The following is an 18784-nucleotide window of genomic DNA, read 5'->3' as shown; positions in this document are numbered from 1 at the left end:
CGCGGGACGGCCTGGGTTGGCTTCGACAGGCAGTGTCCGGCCGTCTGCCCCGGCAGGCATGACCGCGGGTGCCGATGCGCCGATGACAGCGTCATGAGGTGTCTCCGGACCGAGAAGTTGGGGAGGGATCCTGGCCGGAGAACCGGGCCAGCCGGCCGACGAACTGCCCGCGCAGATCCTCTGTGACCTTCTCCCCCGGCATGCGCACGCTGCGGTAGACGTCGACGATCTCGCGGGTGACGCGACTCCAGTCGTACAGCCATGCCCGCTCCCGGCCGACCTCGGCCAGAGTGCGGCGCGCGTCGTCGTCGGAGAGCAGATCACTCACCACTGCTGCGAGATCGGCGGGGTCTTCGTTGCGGAAGTGCCGTCCCGCACGGCCGTTGTCCAGTACGCGCCGGAATGCCTCGAGGTCGCTGGCGGCAACCGGGGTGCCGCTGGCCATGGCCTCGAGCAGCACGATGCCGAACGACTCGCCGCCCGTGTTGGGGGCGACATAGACATCGGCGGAGTGGAACGCGCGGACCTTGTCCTCCTCGGACACCAGGCCGAGGAATGTCAGGCGAGCAGCGACGTCGGACGGCAACTTCTTGGTGATGTCCTCCTCGTCCCCGGGACCGGCGATCAGGACCCGCACCCCCGGATGCCGCTCGGCGATCGTGGGCAGGGCGGCGAGCAAGATGTCCAACCCCTTACGCGGTTCATCGAGTCGACCGAGGAAGAACAGCGCCTTGCCCGGTCCGGGCCAGTCCGGAAACGGCTCCGCGTCCGCGAACGACGCACACTCGACACCGTTGGGGATCAAGACGGCGTCACCACCGACGTGGTCGACAAGAGTGCGCCGGGCGAGCTCCGACACGGCGATGCGCCCCCGCGTCTTCTCCATGACGGTCTGCGCGAGGTAGAAGCCCGCTGACAGGACCCGGGACTTCTCCATGCTGGAGTGCCACGTGGCGACAATCGGGCCCTGGGCTGCCCATGCGGCGATGGCCCCGATGCTCGGGGACAGCGGCTCATGGATGTGCATCACGTCGAAGTCGTGCGTCCGAATCCATTCACGGACCCTGCGGGTGGACCGGAATCCGAGATTCAGCCGGGCGACCGAACCGTTGTAGCGCACGGCGACAGGTCGACCCGTGGAGGTGACGTAGGGCGGGACATTGTCGTCATCTTCGGCGGGCGCCAGAATCTCGACCGAGTGGCCCTCACGAAGCAGCGCTCGCCTGAGGTCACGCACATGGAACTGCACCCCACCGGGCACGTCCCACGCGTAGGGACACACGATGCCGACTTTCAGCGTCTCGTCGATCACCGCGACTCCGCGCGGGCCAGTCGCCGGGGGTCGAGGTCCGCGCGCCACAGCGGTTGAAGCATGTGCCAGTCACTCGGGGTGTTCGCTGATGCCGATCTCGAAGCGGGCCGCGAGAGCCTGGGTCATGGTGGCGACGTCGTGTTCCTCCGTCCCCGTCGTCGGGACGGTCAAGGGATCGAACACGGTGGCCGCCGGTTGCCCATCACGGTAGATGAAGTTCACGGCGAGCAACGTGGCTCCGGTGCGGCGGGCGACGAGAGCTGGGCCGGCCGGCATACTCGTGGGCTCACCGAAGAACGTGACGGGGACGCCGTGGCGAGACAGGTCGCGGTCGCCGACCAATCCGATGATGCTGCCCGGCCTCGGCCCGATCGACCAGTGTGGCGACGAGGTCTCCCTGCCCGAGTGCCCAGGACTTCCATGCCCAGTTCTTGGCGGAAGGCCACGAACCGTGCGGAAGAGACGCTCGGGCTTGAGTCGTTCCGCAACGGTGGTGAGGCTGCCGTACTTCTGGGCGATGAAGGCAGCGCCGTGGTCGTAGTTGCCGCCGTGCGGGCCGGCGAACACCAGCTTGCCCCCGTCGGCCAGAGCGGCGTCGATGTGTTCGAGGCCCGTCGACCTGGAAGTCGAGGATGCGGCTGCGGGGCCAGTCGGGCATGCGGAACGCGTCGCACCAATAGTGGGCGTAGCTCTGCAATCCGGCTCGCGAGACGTCTCGGATCTCCGCCGGTGAGGCATCAGGCAGTACGCGCGTCAGGTTCTTCTCGTACTGCTTCACCGATGGCCCGTGACGACGCCATGTCTGGTCGGCGAGTCGGCGAAACAGCGCGTAGGCGCGCTTCTCGGGCATCTTGCGTACGGTGCTCCACCCGACGGAGTACCCCCAATAAGCGAAGGTGTCGGTGATCACGCACTGGTCCCGGGGTCGGTGGTCGGTCCCGGGACTCCTGCTGAGGGTGGAGCCTCGTCAGCGCCTGGTTCGGGGGAACGGCGAACAAGTTGGCCACGGACATGCGTGAAGCGCTGTGCGATCGTGACCAGCGTCAGCACAGCCAGCAGGGCGGTCGCGGCCGGAAGGACCCACACGACACCCAATCCGGTGATGAAAGCCGCCAGCAAGATGACGATGAGGCGCTCGGCCCGCTCCGCGATGCCGACGTTGGCTTCGGCGCCGACACTTTCGGCCCGGGCCTTGGCGTACGAGACCGTGAAGCCCCCGACGAGACACACCCACGCCGCCGCGGTCTGCCAGGATTCGCCGCGCGTGGCGAAGTAGATGAGCACACCGCCGAACACGGCGCCATCGGCGACCCGATCCAGCGTTGAGTCCAGGTAGTTCCCCCACGGGCCCGCCCGGCCCGACAGGCGTGCCATGGTGCCGTCGAGCAGATCGCTGAAGACGAAGATCATGATGACCAGGACGCCGGCGACGAACTGCCCGCGCGGGAAGAACCACAGCGCCGCGATGCTGGTTCCCGCCGCTCCCACGTAGGTGACCGCGTCGGGGCTGATGCCGAACGCCAGGAGCCGCCGCGCCACCGGGTCGATCACGCGAGAGGCCACGTTGCGGGCTTGCTGGTTGTTGAGCATCGAGAGCCTTTCCGGGCTGCCTGAGCAGCTTTCCGGGCTGCCTGAGCAGATGGTAGCCCCGGGCTGTGTGAGGACTGCGGCGTGACGCGCCCCGACGCCGCCGGCTTTGATCGGCCCGGTGTGCGCCAGGGGGCGGATGCCATGAGCGCCGGGGGGCGGATGCCATGAGTGGGTGGCCACCGCCTCGGCACTATGGTGAGACGACGAACAGCGACAGTGTCCGGGGAGGTCACGCATGCGCCAACCAGCCATCCGAAATGTGGTCCTAGTGGGCGCCTTCGGAGGGCCGGCAAGACCACCGTGGCAGAGGCGATGCTGCAGGCCGCCGGGGCGATCCACGCCCGGGGCTCGGTGGAGAAGCAGACGACCGTGTCCGATCACACGGACATCGAACACGAACTCGACCGGTCGGTGATGCTCACGCCGTTGTCCTTCTCGTTCGACAACACCCGGATCAACCTGTTGGACACTCCCGGCTACGGGGACTTCGTCGGGGAGTTGCGGGCGGGATTACGGGGGGCCGACGCCGCGTTGTTCGTCGTCGCCGCCGGTGATGGCATCGATGCCGGCACCACGATGCTGTGGCAGGAATGCGCCGCCGTGGGGATGCCGCGCGCCGTCGTCGTCACCAAGCTCGATCGCGAAGAAGCCGACTTCGACGAGGAGATCGCCCTGTGCCGGCGTGCTTTCGGCGATGGGATCCAGCCCATGTATCTGCCGATGCTGGCTGACGACGAGACCATGGCCGGTGTCATCGGCCTGTTGACCCAGAACGTGTACGACTATTCCTCGGGCAGGCGACAGGTCCGGTCATCGGAGCCGCAGCACCAGGAGTTGGTCACCGATGCCCGCAGTTCGCTGATCGAGGGGATCATCACGGAGTCCGAGGACGAGACCTTGATGGATCGGTTCCTCGGCGGCGAGGACCTCGACATCGGCATGCTCATCGATGATCTGGAGAAGGCCGTGGCCCGGGGGCATTTCCACCCGGTTCTCCCGGTGTCGGTGGGCCCCGAGCGTGTGGTCGGAATCATGGAAGTCCTCGAACTGCTCGTCGGCGGGTTCCCCACGCCCGCCGAGCACGGGCTTCCCAAGGCCACTGCCCCTTCAGGCGGTGCGACGGTGCCACTTCAGTGCGATCCGGACGGTCCCCTGTGCGCCGAGGTCATTCAGACGTCCAGCGATCAGTTCGCGGGTCGACTGTCGTTGGTGCGCGTCTTCAGCGGAACTCTGCGAGCGGACACCGTGCTGCACGTGTCCGGGCATTTCCTGTCCGACCGCGGCCACGAGGACCACGATGAAGACGAGCGCGCCGGCGCCATCAGCTCCGCGCGAGGATCGACCTTGACCCCGGTCGCCTCCGGCGTGGCCGGAGACATCGTCACGGTGGCGCGGCTGTCGCGCGCCGAGACCGGCGACACATTGAGCGATCCGGGCCAACCGCTGCTCGTCGAACCATGGCTGATGCCCGATCCGTTGCTGCCTTTGGCGGTGGCCGCGGACACCCGTCAAGACGAGGACAAGTTGTCGACCGCCCTGGGCCGGCTCCAGGCCGAGGATCCCACTGTCCGGGTCGAGCGCAACGCCGAGACCCATCAGGTCGTCCTGTGGTGCATGGGTCAGACCCACGCCGATGTCCTGCTCGATCGCCTGCGGCGCCGATTCGGGGTCAAGGTCACGGCACAGCCCGTGAAGATTCCGCTGCGCACGACGTTCGCGGGATCCGGCAAGGGACACGGTCGGCTGGTCAAGCAGTCAGGTGGCCATGGGCAGTACGCCGTTGTCGACATCGAGGTGCGCCCCACGGGACCCGGCGGAGGTTACTCGTTCGTGGACAAGGTGGTGGGTGGCGCGATCCCGCGCCAGTTCATCTCGTCCGTCGACAAGGGGGTCCAGCAGCAGATGGCGTCCGGCCTGTCGTCGGGGTTCCCCGTCGTCGACATCGAAGTCACCGTGGTGGATGGCAAAGCACACTCCGTCGACTCGTCGGACATGGCATTCGCCACCGCCGCCGGGCTCGCCCTCAAAGAAGCCGCGATCGCAGCTGGTGAAGTCCTGCTGGAGCCGGTCGCCGAGGTCACGATCGACGTGTCCGACGAGTATGTCGGTGCCGTCATGTCCGACCTCGCTTCACGTCGGGGCCGGATGACCGGGTCGGAGTCGCTCGAGGGCGGCATGACCCGGGTCCTCGCAGTGGTGCCGGCGGCCGAGTTGACCCGTTACTCGATCGACCTGCGGGCCATCAGTCATGGGGCGGCGACCTTCACGCGGGCTGACGGCGGCTACGAGCCCGTCCCCGAGCGGCTGCGTGCCGCTCTGCTCGCCGAGAAGTGAGGCTCGCCGAGAAGCAAAGGCTCGCCGAGAAGCAAAGGCTCGCCGAGAAGTACAGGCTCGCCTGGAGCGAAGGCCCGCCGGGACTTGAGGTTCTCCGCGCGCCCTACAACTGACGTGAGAGGGCTTCGGCCTCAGCCAAGCCCGAGCGGAGGTTGTCGAGGTCTGAGGTGAGTTGGCCCAGGACCTCGGAGCTGTGGTCGTGGGTCACGGGGTCGTCACCCAGGGCCACCAGTTCTCCCATCCGCGACGCGAGTCCCTCCAAGCCCACCACGGCGGTCTGCATGCGGGTCAGCAGTGTGTCGCGCAGACGCCCGAGGCGGTCGACCGACTGCACCTGCGACTCCAACGCGGTCAGCGTCTGCTGCCGTTCGGCCTTCAGCGCCGGGTCGACCTCGGCTGCGACCGAAGCGGCAGCGCGCTGGTACTCGGCGTGCAGCACGTCCGGTTGGGCGGAGAAAAGTGAGCCGTCAGCCACAGTGACCCGACCGGCCAGATCCGCGAGCCGATCGTTGACGATCAGCACCTCGTCATCGACCCGACCGACATGGCCCGTCAACCAATCGTCATCGGTGGCATCCGCCAACGTCCTGATCTGCCGCTGAGCACGTCCGGCGCGCGCGAGCAACGCCGCCTGCGGAGAATGCTGGGGCGGTTTGGGCAGCTTGCTGGGTTTACGCTTCGGAGCCTCTGCCCCCGAGCGCGACCCCAGTGCGACCTTCGTGCCGAGTACCGCGGCCCCGATGCCCAGACCGATCGGGATGGCGACCGGCCCGAGTGCCCCAGCGAGCACCGCCCAGCCCAGACCCCCGCTGACGCCGGCAACCAACCAGCCCCAGGGATCCTTCAGTTCGTCGCCGGCCGCCATGAGGTGAGTATGCCCGGATCAGAAGTTCGACAGGACGCTCGTGAGCACCTTCTCGATGCTGGTCGGATCGTTGGCCTCGTAGTACTGGCCGCGGGAAGCCTCGGCGATGCGCTCCAACGCTTCCGTATCCGCCGCTTCGCCGTATCCGATCGTGAACACCCGGACGCTGGTGTCGACGCTCTCGGCGCCGAGTTGATCGAGTAGCCCGTCGAGATCAGTGTCGGGCGGATACTCGTTGCGGCCGTCGCTGAGCAGGACGATCGCATTGATCCGTTCGGTGTCCAAGGTCTTGAGGCTCTCCTTCTGCGCCTCCCGCAAGGTCGCGTACAAACCGGTGCCGCCGTCAGCCAGCAGTTCCGCGATGTCCCGCTTCATCACCGGGACGGTGTCCTTGGCAGGACCGATCGGGACGAGTTGCCGGTACGGCTCCCCGTTGTCGCCTTGGCCCGTCGAGAACACCCACAGACCCACTTGGTCGTCAGGGGCGAATCCGTCCAGGGCCCCGATGGCCGCCTGTTGCGCCAACTGGAGCTTGTTCGCCCCGGCGCTGGGGACCGGTTCGCCCATCGACCCCGAGACGTCCATGACCATCAGCACGTGGGCGCGCTTGCGCAGTGTGTCCCAGGATTGCTGGAGGGCGGCGAGCACGTTCGGGGCGGGAGGCGAGAGAACGGTCTTGGCGCCGGCCGGCAGCATCCCGTCCTCCGGTCGGATCACATCCCCCGGAACCCCTTCGAAGGTACGGAAGCCGGCTTCAGTGAAGCGGCGCTGCTGGTCCGGCTCGCGCACCCACTGCAGGAAGTCGGCGGCGGCGGCCTTCTGTTCGGGCGACACCCAGGTGGCATCGAGCACCAACCAAGGGTTGTCGGAGATCAGGGTGCCGTCGCTGGGGTACACGGCCGCGAGCGGGACACTCGGGGGTGGTTCTTGGCCCAAGGTGGCCGGATTACCGGTCGGGTTGCCCCGGTTGTAGTCGAGCACGGACTTCTCTTCGACGGTCACGGCACTGACGTAGGTGAGGCCTTGGCCCCGGGCAGCCTCGTTGGCCATGTTGGACAAGAACGTGAGAGTCGTGTCGCCGTAGTGCACGACGCTGGACTCGAGGTTGCGCACGAATTCCTGTGTCTTGGGATTGCGCAGGTCCTTCAAGGTGAGATCACTGGCGAGCCCGGTGGCCGCGTAGTAGGAGGCGATCGTGGCGTTGAGACCTGACGTGGAGTAGTACGGGTTGGTCTTGCCGAGTTTGAACCGGCCCCATTCCGGGTGGTTCTTCTCGGCCCAGCCCTTCGGGGACTTGGCAAGTTCGGCGAGGTCGCGCCACCCGATCTGCTTGTCGGGCCAACCCAGGGCCTCGGCCATCGGTCGCGGCATCGCGATCACGAGCGGTGTCTGGGCGATCGAGTCCCGGCTGGTGGGGATGATGTCGGGCTTGTCGGCGGCGGCGAGGTCCTGTTGGACGATGACCGCCCATGACGACGAGGCTGGCGTCCAGACAGTGGGCAGCGGTCCGTCGACGTCTTCGCGCCATCCCCGGGCGAGGGCCTGGGCGGCCCCGCCGCTGGCCTTGGAGTTGACCGTGACGGCGACGCAGTTGCCGTCGACCTGGCGGCCCTCGTCGTTGTATTCGGTGGCCAGCTCCGACAACAGTGCGGCCTTCTCGCTGGAGGCTGCCACCGTGACCTGAGTGCAACCTGACGTGTCCGTGTTACCCGCGCCGTTGTTTCCAGCGTCGCTGCCCGAGAACAGTTGGCGAACACCTAGCACGAGCAGCACGCCCACGATGGCCGCGACGATCAGCGGAACCTTGGACTTCGTCGAGCTGCTCACAGGCCCATTGTGGGGGTTGTCGGCGCCGAATAGGTCACCAAAGGGTCACCATGCGGCGGCCAGTATCGCCCGCGTATCGGGAATCTCCTGCGGATGGACCTTGGTCCGGGCGATCAGCGGCATGAAGTTCGCGTCCCCGCCCCAACGCGGGACGACGTGTTCGTGCAGGTGGGCCGCGATTCCTGCGCCGGCGACGGGTCCTTGATTGACCCCGATGTTGAACCCGTGCGGCTGCATGGTTTCGCGGATCACGGACATCGCGCGCTGAGTGAACGCACCGAGTTCTGAGTACTCGTCGCCCGTCAGCTCCGTGATATCGGCGATGTGGCGATACGGGCAGATGAGGAGGTGGCCCGTGTTGTAGGGATAGAGGTTCATCACAGCGAAGACCAGGCCCCCGCGCGCCACAACGAGCCCGGCGTCGTCGTCCAAAGTGGGAGCCCGGCAGAACGGGCAGTGCTCGCCACCGGTGTCGTCCGCCGGCTTGCCCTCCCCCTTGATGTACGACATCCGATGCGGAGCCCACAGCCGCTGGAGCCCGTCCGCCATGTCCGACTCCGCGTGCGGGTCCCGCTCGCCTTCGTTCACGCGCGGCGCTCTCTGAACGGCTGCGACGATCTCTGCCACAGCGTCCGCGATGGGAACAGCGTTGTTCTGCTCACCGCTGCGATACCGGAAGGACACCGCGTTGCGGGACACGTCGTCGTCACCGGCCAAAAGCATGAAAGGGACCTTCTGTTTCTGAGCGTTGCGGATCTTCTTCTGCATCCGGTCGGCACCGGTGTCGACTTCTGCTCTGATTCCGTGGGCTTTGAGTTGAGCCACCACCTCTTGCAGGTAGGGGATGTGATCGTCGGCGATCGGGATCCCGACGACTTGGACCGGCGCCAGCCACGCCGGGAAGGCTCCCGCGTAGTGCTCCAGCAGCACCGCGAAGAACCGCTCGATGGAGCCGAACAGTGCGCGATGGATCATGATCGGCTGCTGACGGGAACCGTCGGGCGCCGTGAACTCGAGGTCGAACCGCTGCGGCATCTGGAAGTCGACCTGAATTTGTCGACATCTGCCAGGTGCGCCCGATGGCGTCCTTGGCCTGGACGCTGATCTTGGGGCCGTAGAACGCGGCACCGCCTTCGTCCATGACCAGTTCCAGCCCTTGGCGCTCTCCCGCCTCGCGTAGTGCTTGGGTGGCCTCGGCCCAGTCCTCCTCGCCGCCGACGCTCTTGTCAGGGTCACGGGTGGACAGTTCGAGGTAGAAGTCGTCGAGCCCGTAGTCGCGGAGCAGGTCGAGCACGAACGTCAGCAACGAGTCCAACTCGGCCGGCATCTGTTCCTTGGTGCAGTAGATATGGGCATCGTCCTGGGTGAAACCACGGGCCCGGGTGAGCCCCTGAACGACTCCGGATTTCTCGTAGCGGTACACCGTGCCGAACTCGAACAGCCGTATCGGGAGTTCTCGGTACGAGCGACCTCGGGCACCGTAGATCAGGTTGTGCATGGGGCAGTTCATGGGCTTGAGGTAGTACTGCTGCGGCTGGCGCTTGATCTCGCCATCGGGGCCGTATTCGGCATCGAGGTCCATCGGCGGGTACATGCCGTCCGCGTACCAGTCGAGGTGGCCGGACTTCTCGAACAGAGCGGCCTTGGTGATGTGGGGGGTGTTGACGAACTCGTAGCCGGCCTCTTCGTGCCGCTGCCGCGAGTAGTCCTCCATGACCTTTCGGACGACACCACCCTTGGGGTGGAAGACTGCCAGCCCGGAACCGATCTCTTCGGGGAAGGAGAAGAGATCGAGTTCGGCACCGAGACGTCGATGGTCGCGACGCTCGGCCTCTTGGAGGAATGTCAGGTAGGCCTGCAGTTGCTCCTTGTCGGGCCACGCCGTTCCGTACAAGCGCTGCAACTGCTCGTTCGCCTGGTCTCCCAGCCAGTAGGCGGCGGCGGACCGCATCACTTTGAATGCGTTGGGCGGGATGTAGCGGGTGGATGGCACATGCGGTCCGCGGCACAGATCGCTCCACGACCGATTCCCCGTGCGGTCCAGGTTGTCGTAGATGGTGAGTTCCTTGCCGCCGACCTCCATGACGTCGGCGCCGCCCTCGCTACCGATCAGCCGCAGTTTGAAGGGCTCCGCGGACAACTCCGCTCGGGCCTCGTCCTCTTCGACGACGCGGCGCGCGAACCGCTGCCCGCTCTTGACGATCGCCACCATCTTCTTCTGTACGGCGGCGAGATCCTCGGCGGCGAACGGCTCCGAGACGGAGAAGTCGTAGTAGAAACCGTCCGCGATGGGCGGGCCGATGCCCAATCGGGCGTCGGGGAAGAGGTCCTGGACGGCCTGGGCCATCACATGGGCAGTCGAGTGACGCAGAACGTTGAGTCCGTCCGGGGAATCGACCGTGACAGGTTCGACCACCGCCCCCGCAGGAAGCGGTTGGTCGAGATCGGTCAACTCGCCATCGACCCGGACCACGACCACTGATCGGTCGTCTCCGACCAGGTCTTGTCCGGTGGCGTCGTCGGCGACGGTGCGTTCCCGCCCATCGAAGGTGATCCGCATGGCCCCATCGTAGGGGGGCTCGGGTCGCCCGGTTGCCCGGCTTCGGAGCACATCCGCTGTGACATCGGAGCGGGGAAGGAGCGAGCGCGAGGGCCCGTCAGGGGGGGATGGCGTCAGCGGAGGGGGATGGCGTCAGCGGGCGGGTGGCGTCAGGGTGGGGATGGTGCCAGCGCTGAGGACGACGTCAGAGCGGATCGGCCAGAAGATCGTCGATCGTGCGGTCCAGGTCGAGGTACATCCACTCGGAGCCCTCCGGGACCATGTCGAACGTGTCCCCCAGAAACGCGGCGACGTCGTGGCGCGGAGCCTCGATGTCGGCGGTCCCACTCGGGGACGACAGCGACAGGTTCAAGATCGGGCCCCGGCTCGGGTGCGCCGGACGAATCCGGATGTCTCCTTCGCCGACGGCGTCGCTCATGCCCTGTTTCAGAAGGTCGCGGGCGAAGGTCCAGGTGATGTCTCCCTCCGCGGTGCGGAAGGTGACCGAGACGGCGTAGGGATCGAGGGCGGTGTAACCGAGCGTGGCAGCCATGGACACCCGGTTGTCATCGTCGACGACAACCTGCATCAGCACGTCGCTGGACAGCATCGGTGCGGGTTGTGATGGTTTCATGTCTGCTCCTCCCAGCCCCGGTGTGCCCATGACCCGAACCACCACACCTGACCCCCGGTGTAGAAAAGGTCACAGTCCGGTCTGGCACCCCTGGCGCCTGCCCAATTCAGACGCCCACGCGGGTTCCTATGTTCCCCGCGCCGGTCACGATTAGGCGACGCCGCGCGGGTGACTCCCCAAGTTCACCCTTACAGACGGTTCGGACCCACACGAATCGGACAAGTGCCATTACTCCGAACGCGCCCGCGATTACTCCGTTCGGGACGGATGGCGGGTCGATCAGCAGTCTGAGGGCCGGCTCCAGCCCAGTGTGGGTAGGTGTCGTTGCGCCCAAACCGCAGCCTGTACCCGGTCGGTCACCCCCAGCAGTGCGTAGATCGTCGTGAGATGGGTCTTGACGGTCTTCTCGGAGATGCCCATCTGCCGGGCGATGAGCCGATTCGAAAGGCCCTCGGCAACCAATGACAAGACCTCGCCCTGCTTGACCGTCAGAGTCACGTCATTCTGCGGCGCCGGGTCGCGCCGCTGCGCCTCGACCAGTGAGCGAGCCACGCGCGGATCCAAGGGGGACCCACCGTTCGCCGCCGCCACGACTCCGGCGATGACGTCGGCTGCGGCACTGTCCTTCATCAGGTAGCCGACCGCACCGGCCTCGAGGCTGGCCATGACCTTCTTGCTGTCCGCGAAGGTCGTCAAGATCACTACTGCCACATCGGGTGCGCGGTCGTACAGCAGCCGCGTTGCGGCCACACCGTCGAGCACCGGCATTGAGATATCCATGAGGACGACGTCGGCGCGTTGACGGATCGCGCGCTCCACCGCCTGTTCACCGTTCTCGGCCTGGGCGACAACCTGCATCTCGGCACGGGTCTCCAGCAGCATGACCAGGCCTTCGCGCATGACAGCGTGGTCGTCGGCCACGACAACCCGGATCATCGACCCGGCACCGCAAACGTGACCAGTGTCCCGCGCCCCGGACTCGAATCGATCGCGTAGTTGCCGCCGACCGACGTCGCCAAGTCGCGCAGTAGTGCGATACCGAAATGCCCGGCAGGGACTTCCGCGGGGTTGAACCCGGAACCATCGTCGCGGACCGTGAGCACTGCCCCACCGTCGGAACGGGGCCTGACACCAACCTGGACCTGAGTCGCCGCCGAGTGTCGGGCGGCGTTGTGGATCGATTCCCGGGCTGCCCGATAGATGGCCGATTGCTGGGAGTCATCCAACGTGACCGGATCAGGCATCGACACCTCACCTCGCATTGAAGGTGGCAAGCCGGACACCAGATCGGCCAGGGCTGCGTTCAGTCCGGCCTCGCTGAGCGATTGAGGATAGATGTCCAGCAAGAGAGATCGGAGACTGCGCACTGCGCTCCTCGTCGTCATCGCTGTGCGGTCGAGTTTGCCACGAGCTGCGGGGTCGTCAGCCTGATCCGCCATTGCAGCCAGCGCGTAAGTGACCCCTGCCAGATCCTGCACCACTCCATCATGAAGGTCCGCGGCAATCCGGCGACGCTCGGTCTCCGAGGAGTCCAACGCGTGGTGCAGCAACCGCTCCCGCACCGTGTTCTCCTGCTGGAGTCGTCGCGCCATCCGCCAGGCCAGCCCGATCAGGATGCCGGTCAGGACGACGAGTGACCCCACCAGAACTGGCGTGAAAGCCGCCATGATCCGTTGGGCCGCCTGGTCGATTGCGGACTGACTGGCGTAGATCTCGAACAGATAGCGGTTGTCCCCGTCGGCTTCAACAGGAAGGTAGACCTCAACCAGTTCACCGAAACCTCGTTCATATCGGTTCTCCGGCTTGCCGAGGTCGCTGACCTCTGCGGCGATACCTCCATCGTTGAGGATCTCGCGTTCATCCGGCCCCAACTCGAATCGTTGGCCGATCAGCCGCGGCTCCGTTGCATACACAATGGTCCCGTCGTCGGCCCACAGGCGGATCGCCACGACCGGATCAGCCAGCAATTTCTGCCTGGCCAGTCTGTCCAGTCCGGACAGCCCCACCGAACGAGTGAGGTCGGCCCCCTCCAACTCCGGCTCCACTGCTGCTCGGGCCATGACTTCGGCCAACTCCGTGGCGTCCCGCAGCGCCTCGTCGGCAGCCACTCGCTGTGCGATGACGTACGAAACAATCGCCAACGCCACCAGGGCAATGAAGCCCGGGACCGCGAATTCGCGCCACCTGGCGTCCCACCGACTTCTGGAGCGGCTGGGTGGTGTTCACGGGATGATTCTTGATGCTGCAACCGCCCTTGGGAACCGATCCCCTTCCTCGGCGGGTCGACACTCGGTTCCTTCTTGACCGTCGGCAGGAGCAAGCGCCGGCCGACCAATCACCGGGCTCCTCGCAAGGGCAGTTCTCACGAGGGCCGTGACCTGAAGCCGCAGGGGGTCCGGACCACCGGTCAGATCGACAGTGTGGCCAGACAGACCTCACCGGTGCGCACGTTCTGAGACCGTGCCGTGATCGTGTCCGGCCCTTCGCTGCCAACCGTCCGGCGCTCCACACTGAACGATCCGCTGGGGGCCGTCGTGCGCCGATTGCCCTGGGCGAATTGGGCCCCGTTCCGCGAAATCACAAATGCCCAGGTCTGGCCCACTCGATTCGAGTCCACCTCGAACTCGACTTCGAGTCCGCCGTCACGTTCCTTGGCCTTGAGTTTCCAGTCGGTGCGTGCTGAACAGTCCCCGATGACGCGCACCTCAGCGCGGTTGTCATCCTTGGCAGCACCCACTCCAACCGGAATCAACAGAAGCGCGGTACCTGCGGTCAGCGCGATGGCGGTACGTGTGGTCGTGTTCATCGACGATCTCCTTGGTCGTGGTTGAGTCAACCGTCCCGCACCTGCGAACGCCCGACCATAGGACCATTGGTCCGCCAGGTCCTAGTCCCTGACTGCCTCCCTGTTCCGCATCGCTTGCCCCGTCGAGTGGGCGGGGCGCGAATCGTGCGGTGTATTCTCGTGACGCTTCAGATGTATGGCCCTCCGGGGTCACAGATGGTCGATTAGCTCAGCGGTAGAGCACTCGCTTCACACGCGAGGGGTCACTGGTTCGAACCCAGTATCGACCACCCCGAAACCCCTTGGTTATCGGGCCCTCCTGACGGATCTCGTGGGTCATTGGCCGGCCGGGCAGGGTCGGTGGATGGCCGCCGAGGGCTGAGCATCGCCAGCGCGATGAGGGCCTCGGGAGATTGGAAGCCGTAGCGCCATTGCGGGTGATCAGTCGGATCTTGGTGTTGGTGGACTCGATGAGTCCGTTGGACAGGTTGTGTTCGATCGCGGCCAGGATCCGGGCGCGGTGTTTGACGATGCTCTTCTGCAGTTTGACGAACGCTGGGATGCGGCAGCGGCGGGCCCAGCTGATCCACCGGTCGAGGGCTTCGGCCGCGTCGTCGTAGGGCAGCTGGAACACCAGCCGCAGGCCTTCCTTGAGCAGGTACGGCGCGGTGCAGCCTGGGGTCGGTCGTCGGCGATCCACGTCGAGCTTGGCCTGCTGGCTGTCGGTGAGGTTCTCGGGGTTCTTCCACAGCGCGTAGCGGGCACCCTTGCAGTGCCTTGGCCCGCTCGCTGGCCGGGCCGCGGCGGAGCGTCGGCGCGTGGCCGTGCCGCGGACCGCGCGGTTCGCCTCGTTGCGAGCTCGGTTCGGGCGTCGTTCCAGGCGTCGCGGCGGACCTCGTCGAGGGCGTCGGTGGCCCAGCGCACGACGTGGAACGGATCGGCGCACCCGCACCGCGTGCCGGACAGTCGGCGCGCGACGATGGCGTCGATGAAGTCCGCCGCCATCGGCGCTGACGTGGGTGATCTGCGGCGCACCGCTGCCGGGCCGAGCAGCGTCGAAGAACTCGCTCACGGTGGCGCTTGTCGCGACCCGGGCGCGGCCCACACCAGCCGCCGGGTGTCGTGGTCGACCACGACGATCAGGTACTTGTGGCCCCGCTTGTAGGAGATCTCGTCGATCCCGATCCGGCGCAGCCCGGTCGAGCCGGTCGCTGCGCGGCATCGATGTCGGCCCAGACCCGGGTGATGATCGACCCGACCGTGCGCCACGCGATCCGCATCAGCTGCGTCACCGTGGACTTCGACGCCTGGGTGGCCAGCCACGCCACCTGCTCATCGAAGGCGTAGCGTGTGGCCCGGCGCCGTGGCGCGCCCACGGCACCGACTGCGACCACCACCCCATGGACCGCGGCAGCGTCACCCGCGGGGCGTCGGCCTCCAGCATCGCCGCGGACCGTGCCCAGGTCCAGCGCTCGCCACCGCCGGCGTCCCGCGCCCGGTGTCATACCCGGACTGCGCGCGCCGGCATACGCCCGCACCGGTCCCGCGTGCCGTCTCGTCGCGGCCGCACGTGCGCGACCAGCGACCTCGGCATCCTCATCGAACTCGACGCCGCTCGATCACCGTCTTCTCGACGCCCAACAGAGCCCGCCATAGGCTGACATCACGCACGCCGCTCTCCTGTGTCACTGGTTCCTGTTCCTTGACAGCTCAGAAACCTAGACAGGAAGCGGCGTGCGCCTCGTTCCGGGTCGCTCAGACACCCACAGGTACGTCAGAAGAGCCGGTTATCAAGGGGTTTCTCTCACGCCGAAACAGAACCCGGCCACGTGCGGATCGACGCGGCGGTGGCGCATATTGGCAATGACGCCGGGTGAGGCCCGTGTACTGGACAGGTGCTCATCGTCGCGGCGGATGTGGTGCAGAAATCGGCGCAATAGCACAACACTCAAGCGCGTAGCGGTTTCAGGGACGAATCGCCCCGCAGGTCCTTGGTCGCCGGTGATCTCGCCGGTCTACACACCTACATGCGCGTTGAACCAAATGCTCTGGTGGGCATCGGCATCTGGGTCCTCTACGTGGTGATCATCACCGTTGTTTCGAAGATCAACGGGGTCCCTTACGACGAAATCGGGGACTCCACGTCGAACCTGCTGCGTGGGGCCGTGATTTCGCTGGCCATCGGCGGCCTGATCATCGCGGGGCTGTCGGCCTGGCCGTCCTGTGTCCTAGGTGTCGCTGCTCGATTGCTGCGTCTTCGACAACCTGTCCCGAGTGCGGCGTCCACTTCCAAGGCTGGGCTGAGGACTTCGCAGGCTTGCGACCGTCCTTCCTTCGTACCCACACCGGGCGTTATGTTCTGCTCACTGCCGCCGTCCTCCTGATACTGGTCATGCTCTATACTCTGCTCTGGCGGCACTGATGGAGACCCAATCCGCCCATCTGACTGCGATCCAGTGGTTCACTCGGTTTATCCGGCCTTCTCCTTTGCTCCCGTGATAGGCTGCCCACATGTCGAATGGTCGAGTATTCCAGGTCTGTGCTGTTCTCTTGGTGTCTGCGGGTGTGATGCCCATGGCTCGTGCGGAGACATGGGATGACTATGCGCTGATGCAGTCGAGATCAGCGGGTCAGTTCTGGTCTGGTGGCACGGTTGCAGGGCAGTGGGCGTGGTCGCCGCAGAGCGTTTCCTCATCGGACATCTCATGGGGAGATCCGGCTTCCTGGCCTCCTTCCTATGGTGAAAAGTTCCTGCGCTCGGCGGATGGACAGTGGGTGCTTGTGGATGGGTACTCGGATGGAACCGGACTCCCAACCCGCAACGTACAGCGGGTGACCAGCGAGAGCATCGGTGATGCGAACTGCAACGGCATGACACCAGTTCCCTTGGATGCGGGGCGTCAGCACTATGTCAGGTGGAACATTCCTAGCACCGGATACTGTCTGTATGCCGAAGGCACGATCAGCGGACCCAATCCCGATGGCAGTACGTTCACCGTTCACTTTGCGCATCGGCAACGATGGAGCCCACCTGTTCGCTGTGCGAATGCCTATTTCAGTCGCGAGACCTGCATCGCCCAGCGGGAGGAGTGGTGGGATGATAACGGCAGTCCGTTTGCGCTCCGCATCGATCGGACCCAGCAGCTCGCACGCGGCTTGGGAGTCGGCTTCACCATCCGGCAGACCTTCCCAATCACCTGGGGAGCCGACGGTCGCTACTTCTGGCGTTGGTGATGTTTGATCCTGTCACCTTGGCCAGTTGCGATATCATTGCTTTGTGAAGCTGCTCCGCTGGTTCCTTCCGCTCCTGGTTGCTCTGCTGATCGTGCGGACTGGTGCCCCCAATGCTGTGCGGTCGCGATGCCAGTCGTTGGCTGCGCGGCGATCCGGTCCTGCAACAGTCACTTGCCCAAGAACTGATTGCGTTCGAGCTGCGAGATGATGTGGCTCGCAGCACAACCGCGAAAAATCGCTTTGCTGGTGAGTGGGCGCTCGTGACTCATCAAATGACAGCGTTGGGACTGGCTCAGCTCTGTCTGGCGCATCCAGAGTGGAAGGAACGATATGTGCCGATGTTGAGCCGTGCCGCGCAGAAGAGTTTTCTGCCGGAGATGCGTGACGCTTCGGCAGGCGTGCGTGGCATGGGGAAGATGCGCTGGAGAGTTTGTCGGGAACGCACGGACACGCCTACCTCAGCTACTCTGCACTCGCTGTGGGAATGGCTCGGCGTGGTCTCGATCCCGAACTTTCCCAAGTCGATTGCGGATCGACACGATGCCCTGATCGCTGCGTATGAACGCCGACTACTCGCTTCTGCCACGGGGCTCATTGAAACCTATCCGGGCGAGGCGTATCCCACCGATGTAGCCGCCGTGGCAGCGGCGATTGCCGTGCACGGTCGAGTTACCGGAGAGAATCATCACAGAGTTCTTGCGCACTGGGCGGAGCGAGTGAAACGGGTGCAGATCGACGCTGCCAGTGGCCTGGTCATCCAGCGGATGGGGGCCCGATCTGGTAAGCCGCATGATGCACCACGCGGCTCTGGAACTGGACTTGCTGCGTACTTTGCGGGCTTTGCCGATCGTCGCACCGCGCAGCTTCTGGCCGATGGTCTGTTCAAGCACGAATCGACATTCTTTGGGTTCGGTGCGATTCGTGAATACGCAAGTGGACACCATGGATTCGGAGACATTGACAGCGGGCCGGTGATCTTTGGGGTGTCAGTATCTGCTACCGGTTTTGCGCTTGCACCAGCGCGAGCGTTTGGAAAAGAGGACTCCCTTCGAGCGAATTTATCGCACCACCCATTTGTTTGGTATGCCGTTCAGCTGGGCGGGGCGGACACGTTTTACATCTGGAGGTCCGATCGGGAACGCACTCCTCCTCGCGTTCCTTACCTCCGGTCCCGAGGTGGCACCATGGAGATCCATGCTTCGCTGCTGTGCCCCGCTGCTACGGACCCCTGCGATCGTGGTGGTCTGCTATCTGCTGCTGTATACGCTGTTTGGGTCACTCACGGAAAGTGGCGGACTGATCACACCGGACGGTTCGGTGAGCTTCGGAATCGATGATCCTGGGCGTCTTTTTGCTGGGCCTTCGAGTGGCGGTGGTGTTCGTGTTGCCCGCGCATACCGCGTACCGAATCGTAAGGACGCTGCTGAGCCATCCATAGCAAGTTGGATGTAGCCGACTGGAATCGTGATATGAGAGGCCAGATGTTCGAGTCGGTGAAACGCTGCTTGCGCTGTGGGCCTTTGAGTGGGCAACCGCTTACCGAAGGACAGTGGCTATGGCTGGGCTATCTGCTGTTGCTACCGCTGTATCTGCTCCCCCTGTGTATGACGCGCTTTCTGCCCGGTCTGGATCTGCCGCTTCATCTGTCTTTGATCGATGCAGTC

Annotated in this window: 16 protein-coding genes, 1 tRNA gene and 1 pseudogene; 6 read left to right on the top strand and 12 right to left on the bottom strand. The window is 65.4% G+C overall.

From position 1 onward, the window contains the following. Nucleotides 1-91 precede the first annotated feature (91 nt). The 3 genes from V9E98_12100 to V9E98_12090 all read right to left on the bottom strand — a co-directional run bounded on the left by V9E98_12100 (nt 92) and on the right by V9E98_12090 (nt 2902). Nucleotides 92-1312 (bottom strand): glycosyltransferase family 4 protein, encoded by a 1221-nt coding sequence (locus V9E98_12100; protein MEI2717707.1) that lies wholly within the window; start codon nt 1310-1312, stop codon nt 92-94. Between the two features lie 69 nt (nt 1313-1381). Continuing rightward, nucleotides 1382-2050 carry a hypothetical protein gene (locus V9E98_12095; protein ID MEI2717706.1) on the bottom strand — a complete coding sequence of 223 codons (669 nt, stop codon included), beginning with the start codon at nt 2048-2050 and terminating at the stop codon, nt 1382-1384. Nucleotides 2051-2218: 168 nt separating this feature from the next. Then, on the bottom strand, nt 2219-2902 hold the full coding sequence (locus V9E98_12090; protein MEI2717705.1) for a CDP-alcohol phosphatidyltransferase family protein: 684 nt from the start codon (nt 2900-2902) through the stop codon (nt 2219-2221). Nucleotides 2903-3202: 300 nt separating this feature from the next. Between V9E98_12090 and V9E98_12085 the strand changes: the two genes are divergently transcribed. After that, a complete protein-coding gene (locus V9E98_12085; protein ID MEI2717704.1) occupies nt 3203-5236 on the top strand; it encodes an elongation factor G-like protein EF-G2 in 2034 nt (677 codons plus the stop codon). A 103-nt stretch (nt 5237-5339) separates the two neighbouring features. On the opposite strand, the gene V9E98_12080 is transcribed toward V9E98_12085, so the two are convergent. The 8 genes from V9E98_12080 to V9E98_12045 all read right to left on the bottom strand — a co-directional run bounded on the left by V9E98_12080 (nt 5340) and on the right by V9E98_12045 (nt 13907). Continuing rightward, a complete protein-coding gene (locus tag V9E98_12080) occupies nt 5340-6101 on the bottom strand; it encodes a hypothetical protein (protein MEI2717703.1) in 762 nt (253 codons plus the stop codon). Between the two features lie 18 nt (nt 6102-6119). Then, the gene (locus V9E98_12075; GenBank protein MEI2717702.1) at nt 6120-7928 is read right to left on the bottom strand and encodes a substrate-binding and VWA domain-containing protein; all 1809 of its coding nucleotides are present in this window, start codon (nt 7926-7928) and stop codon (nt 6120-6122) included. Nucleotides 7929-7973: 45 nt separating this feature from the next. Continuing rightward, the gene (locus V9E98_12070; GenBank protein ID MEI2717701.1) at nt 7974-8753 is read right to left on the bottom strand and encodes a His/Gly/Thr/Pro-type tRNA ligase C-terminal domain-containing protein; all 780 of its coding nucleotides are present in this window, start codon (nt 8751-8753) and stop codon (nt 7974-7976) included. Next, on the bottom strand, nt 8635-10488 hold the full coding sequence (gene thrS, locus V9E98_12065; GenBank protein MEI2717700.1) for a threonine--tRNA ligase: 1854 nt from the start codon (nt 10486-10488) through the stop codon (nt 8635-8637). Before thrS ends, V9E98_12070 begins: the two co-directional genes overlap by 119 nt. A gap of 184 nt (nt 10489-10672) precedes the next feature. Beyond that, complete coding sequence (locus tag V9E98_12060) at nt 10673-11101, bottom strand: SsgA family sporulation/cell division regulator (protein MEI2717699.1); 429 nt, start codon at nt 11099-11101, stop codon at nt 10673-10675. Nucleotides 11102-11380: 279 nt separating this feature from the next. Continuing rightward, nucleotides 11381-12037 carry a response regulator transcription factor gene (locus tag V9E98_12055; protein MEI2717698.1) on the bottom strand — a complete coding sequence of 219 codons (657 nt, stop codon included), beginning with the start codon at nt 12035-12037 and terminating at the stop codon, nt 11381-11383. Beyond that, nucleotides 12034-13248: an ATP-binding protein gene (locus V9E98_12050; protein ID MEI2717697.1), complete on the bottom strand. Its 1215-nt coding sequence runs from the start codon at nt 13246-13248 to the stop codon at nt 12034-12036. Before V9E98_12050 ends, V9E98_12055 begins: the two co-directional genes overlap by 4 nt. Nucleotides 13249-13508: 260 nt before the next feature. Continuing rightward, a complete protein-coding gene (locus tag V9E98_12045; GenBank protein MEI2717696.1) occupies nt 13509-13907 on the bottom strand; it encodes a hypothetical protein in 399 nt (132 codons plus the stop codon). Between the two features lie 197 nt (nt 13908-14104). Here V9E98_12045 and V9E98_12040 point away from each other — a divergent pair. Continuing rightward, a tRNA-Val gene (locus V9E98_12040) sits at nt 14105-14176 on the top strand. Between the two features lie 53 nt (nt 14177-14229). Here V9E98_12040 and V9E98_12035 read toward each other — a convergent pair. Beyond that, nucleotides 14230-15557, bottom strand: a pseudogene (locus tag V9E98_12035) (ISL3 family transposase). 356 nt (nt 15558-15913) lie between these two features. On the opposite strand from V9E98_12035, the gene V9E98_12030 reads away from it, so the two are divergent. The 4 genes from V9E98_12030 to V9E98_12015 all read left to right on the top strand — a co-directional run. After that, nucleotides 15914-16270, top strand: coding sequence for a hypothetical protein (locus V9E98_12030; GenBank protein ID MEI2717695.1), 357 nt, complete (start codon nt 15914-15916; stop codon nt 16268-16270). Nucleotides 16271-16397: 127 nt separating this feature from the next. Beyond that, complete coding sequence (locus V9E98_12025) at nt 16398-17120, top strand: hypothetical protein (protein ID MEI2717694.1); 723 nt, start codon at nt 16398-16400, stop codon at nt 17118-17120. 101 nt (nt 17121-17221) lie between these two features. Next, nucleotides 17222-18457 (top strand): hypothetical protein, encoded by a 1236-nt coding sequence (locus V9E98_12020; GenBank protein MEI2717693.1) that lies wholly within the window; start codon nt 17222-17224, stop codon nt 18455-18457. A 144-nt stretch (nt 18458-18601) separates the two neighbouring features. After that, on the top strand, nt 18602-18784 hold a 183-nt coding region (locus V9E98_12015), incomplete at its 3' end, for a hypothetical protein (protein ID MEI2717692.1).

Source organism: Candidatus Nanopelagicales bacterium, assembly GCA_037045355.1.
GTDB lineage: Bacteria > Actinomycetota > Actinomycetes > S36-B12.
Note: the sequence above shows the minus strand (reverse complement) of the source record. Positions and strands in the feature narration are given on the sequence as shown.

Excerpts from the sequence above, each read along its gene's own strand:
- V9E98_12055 (MEI2717698.1), bottom strand. The coding sequence starts at position 12,037 with ATGATCCGGGTTGTCGTGGCCGACGACCACGCTGTCATGCGCGAAGGC.
- V9E98_12080 (MEI2717703.1), bottom strand. The coding sequence starts at position 6,101 with ATGGCGGCCGGCGACGAACTGAAGGATCCCTGGGGCTGGTTGGTTGCC.
- V9E98_12095 (MEI2717706.1), bottom strand. The coding sequence starts at position 2,050 with ATGCCTCACCGGCGGAGATCCGAGACGTCTCGCGAGCCGGATTGCAGA.
- V9E98_12060 (MEI2717699.1), bottom strand. The coding sequence starts at position 11,101 with ATGAAACCATCACAACCCGCACCGATGCTGTCCAGCGACGTGCTGATG.
- V9E98_12025 (MEI2717694.1), top strand. The coding sequence starts at position 16,398 with ATGTCGAATGGTCGAGTATTCCAGGTCTGTGCTGTTCTCTTGGTGTCT.
- V9E98_12045 (MEI2717696.1), bottom strand. The coding sequence starts at position 13,907 with ATGAACACGACCACACGTACCGCCATCGCGCTGACCGCAGGTACCGCG.
- V9E98_12030 (MEI2717695.1), top strand. The coding sequence starts at position 15,914 with ATGCGCGTTGAACCAAATGCTCTGGTGGGCATCGGCATCTGGGTCCTC.
- V9E98_12090 (MEI2717705.1), bottom strand. The coding sequence starts at position 2,902 with ATGCTCAACAACCAGCAAGCCCGCAACGTGGCCTCTCGCGTGATCGAC.
- thrS (MEI2717700.1), bottom strand. The coding sequence starts at position 10,488 with ATGCGGATCACCTTCGATGGGCGGGAACGCACCGTCGCCGACGACGCC.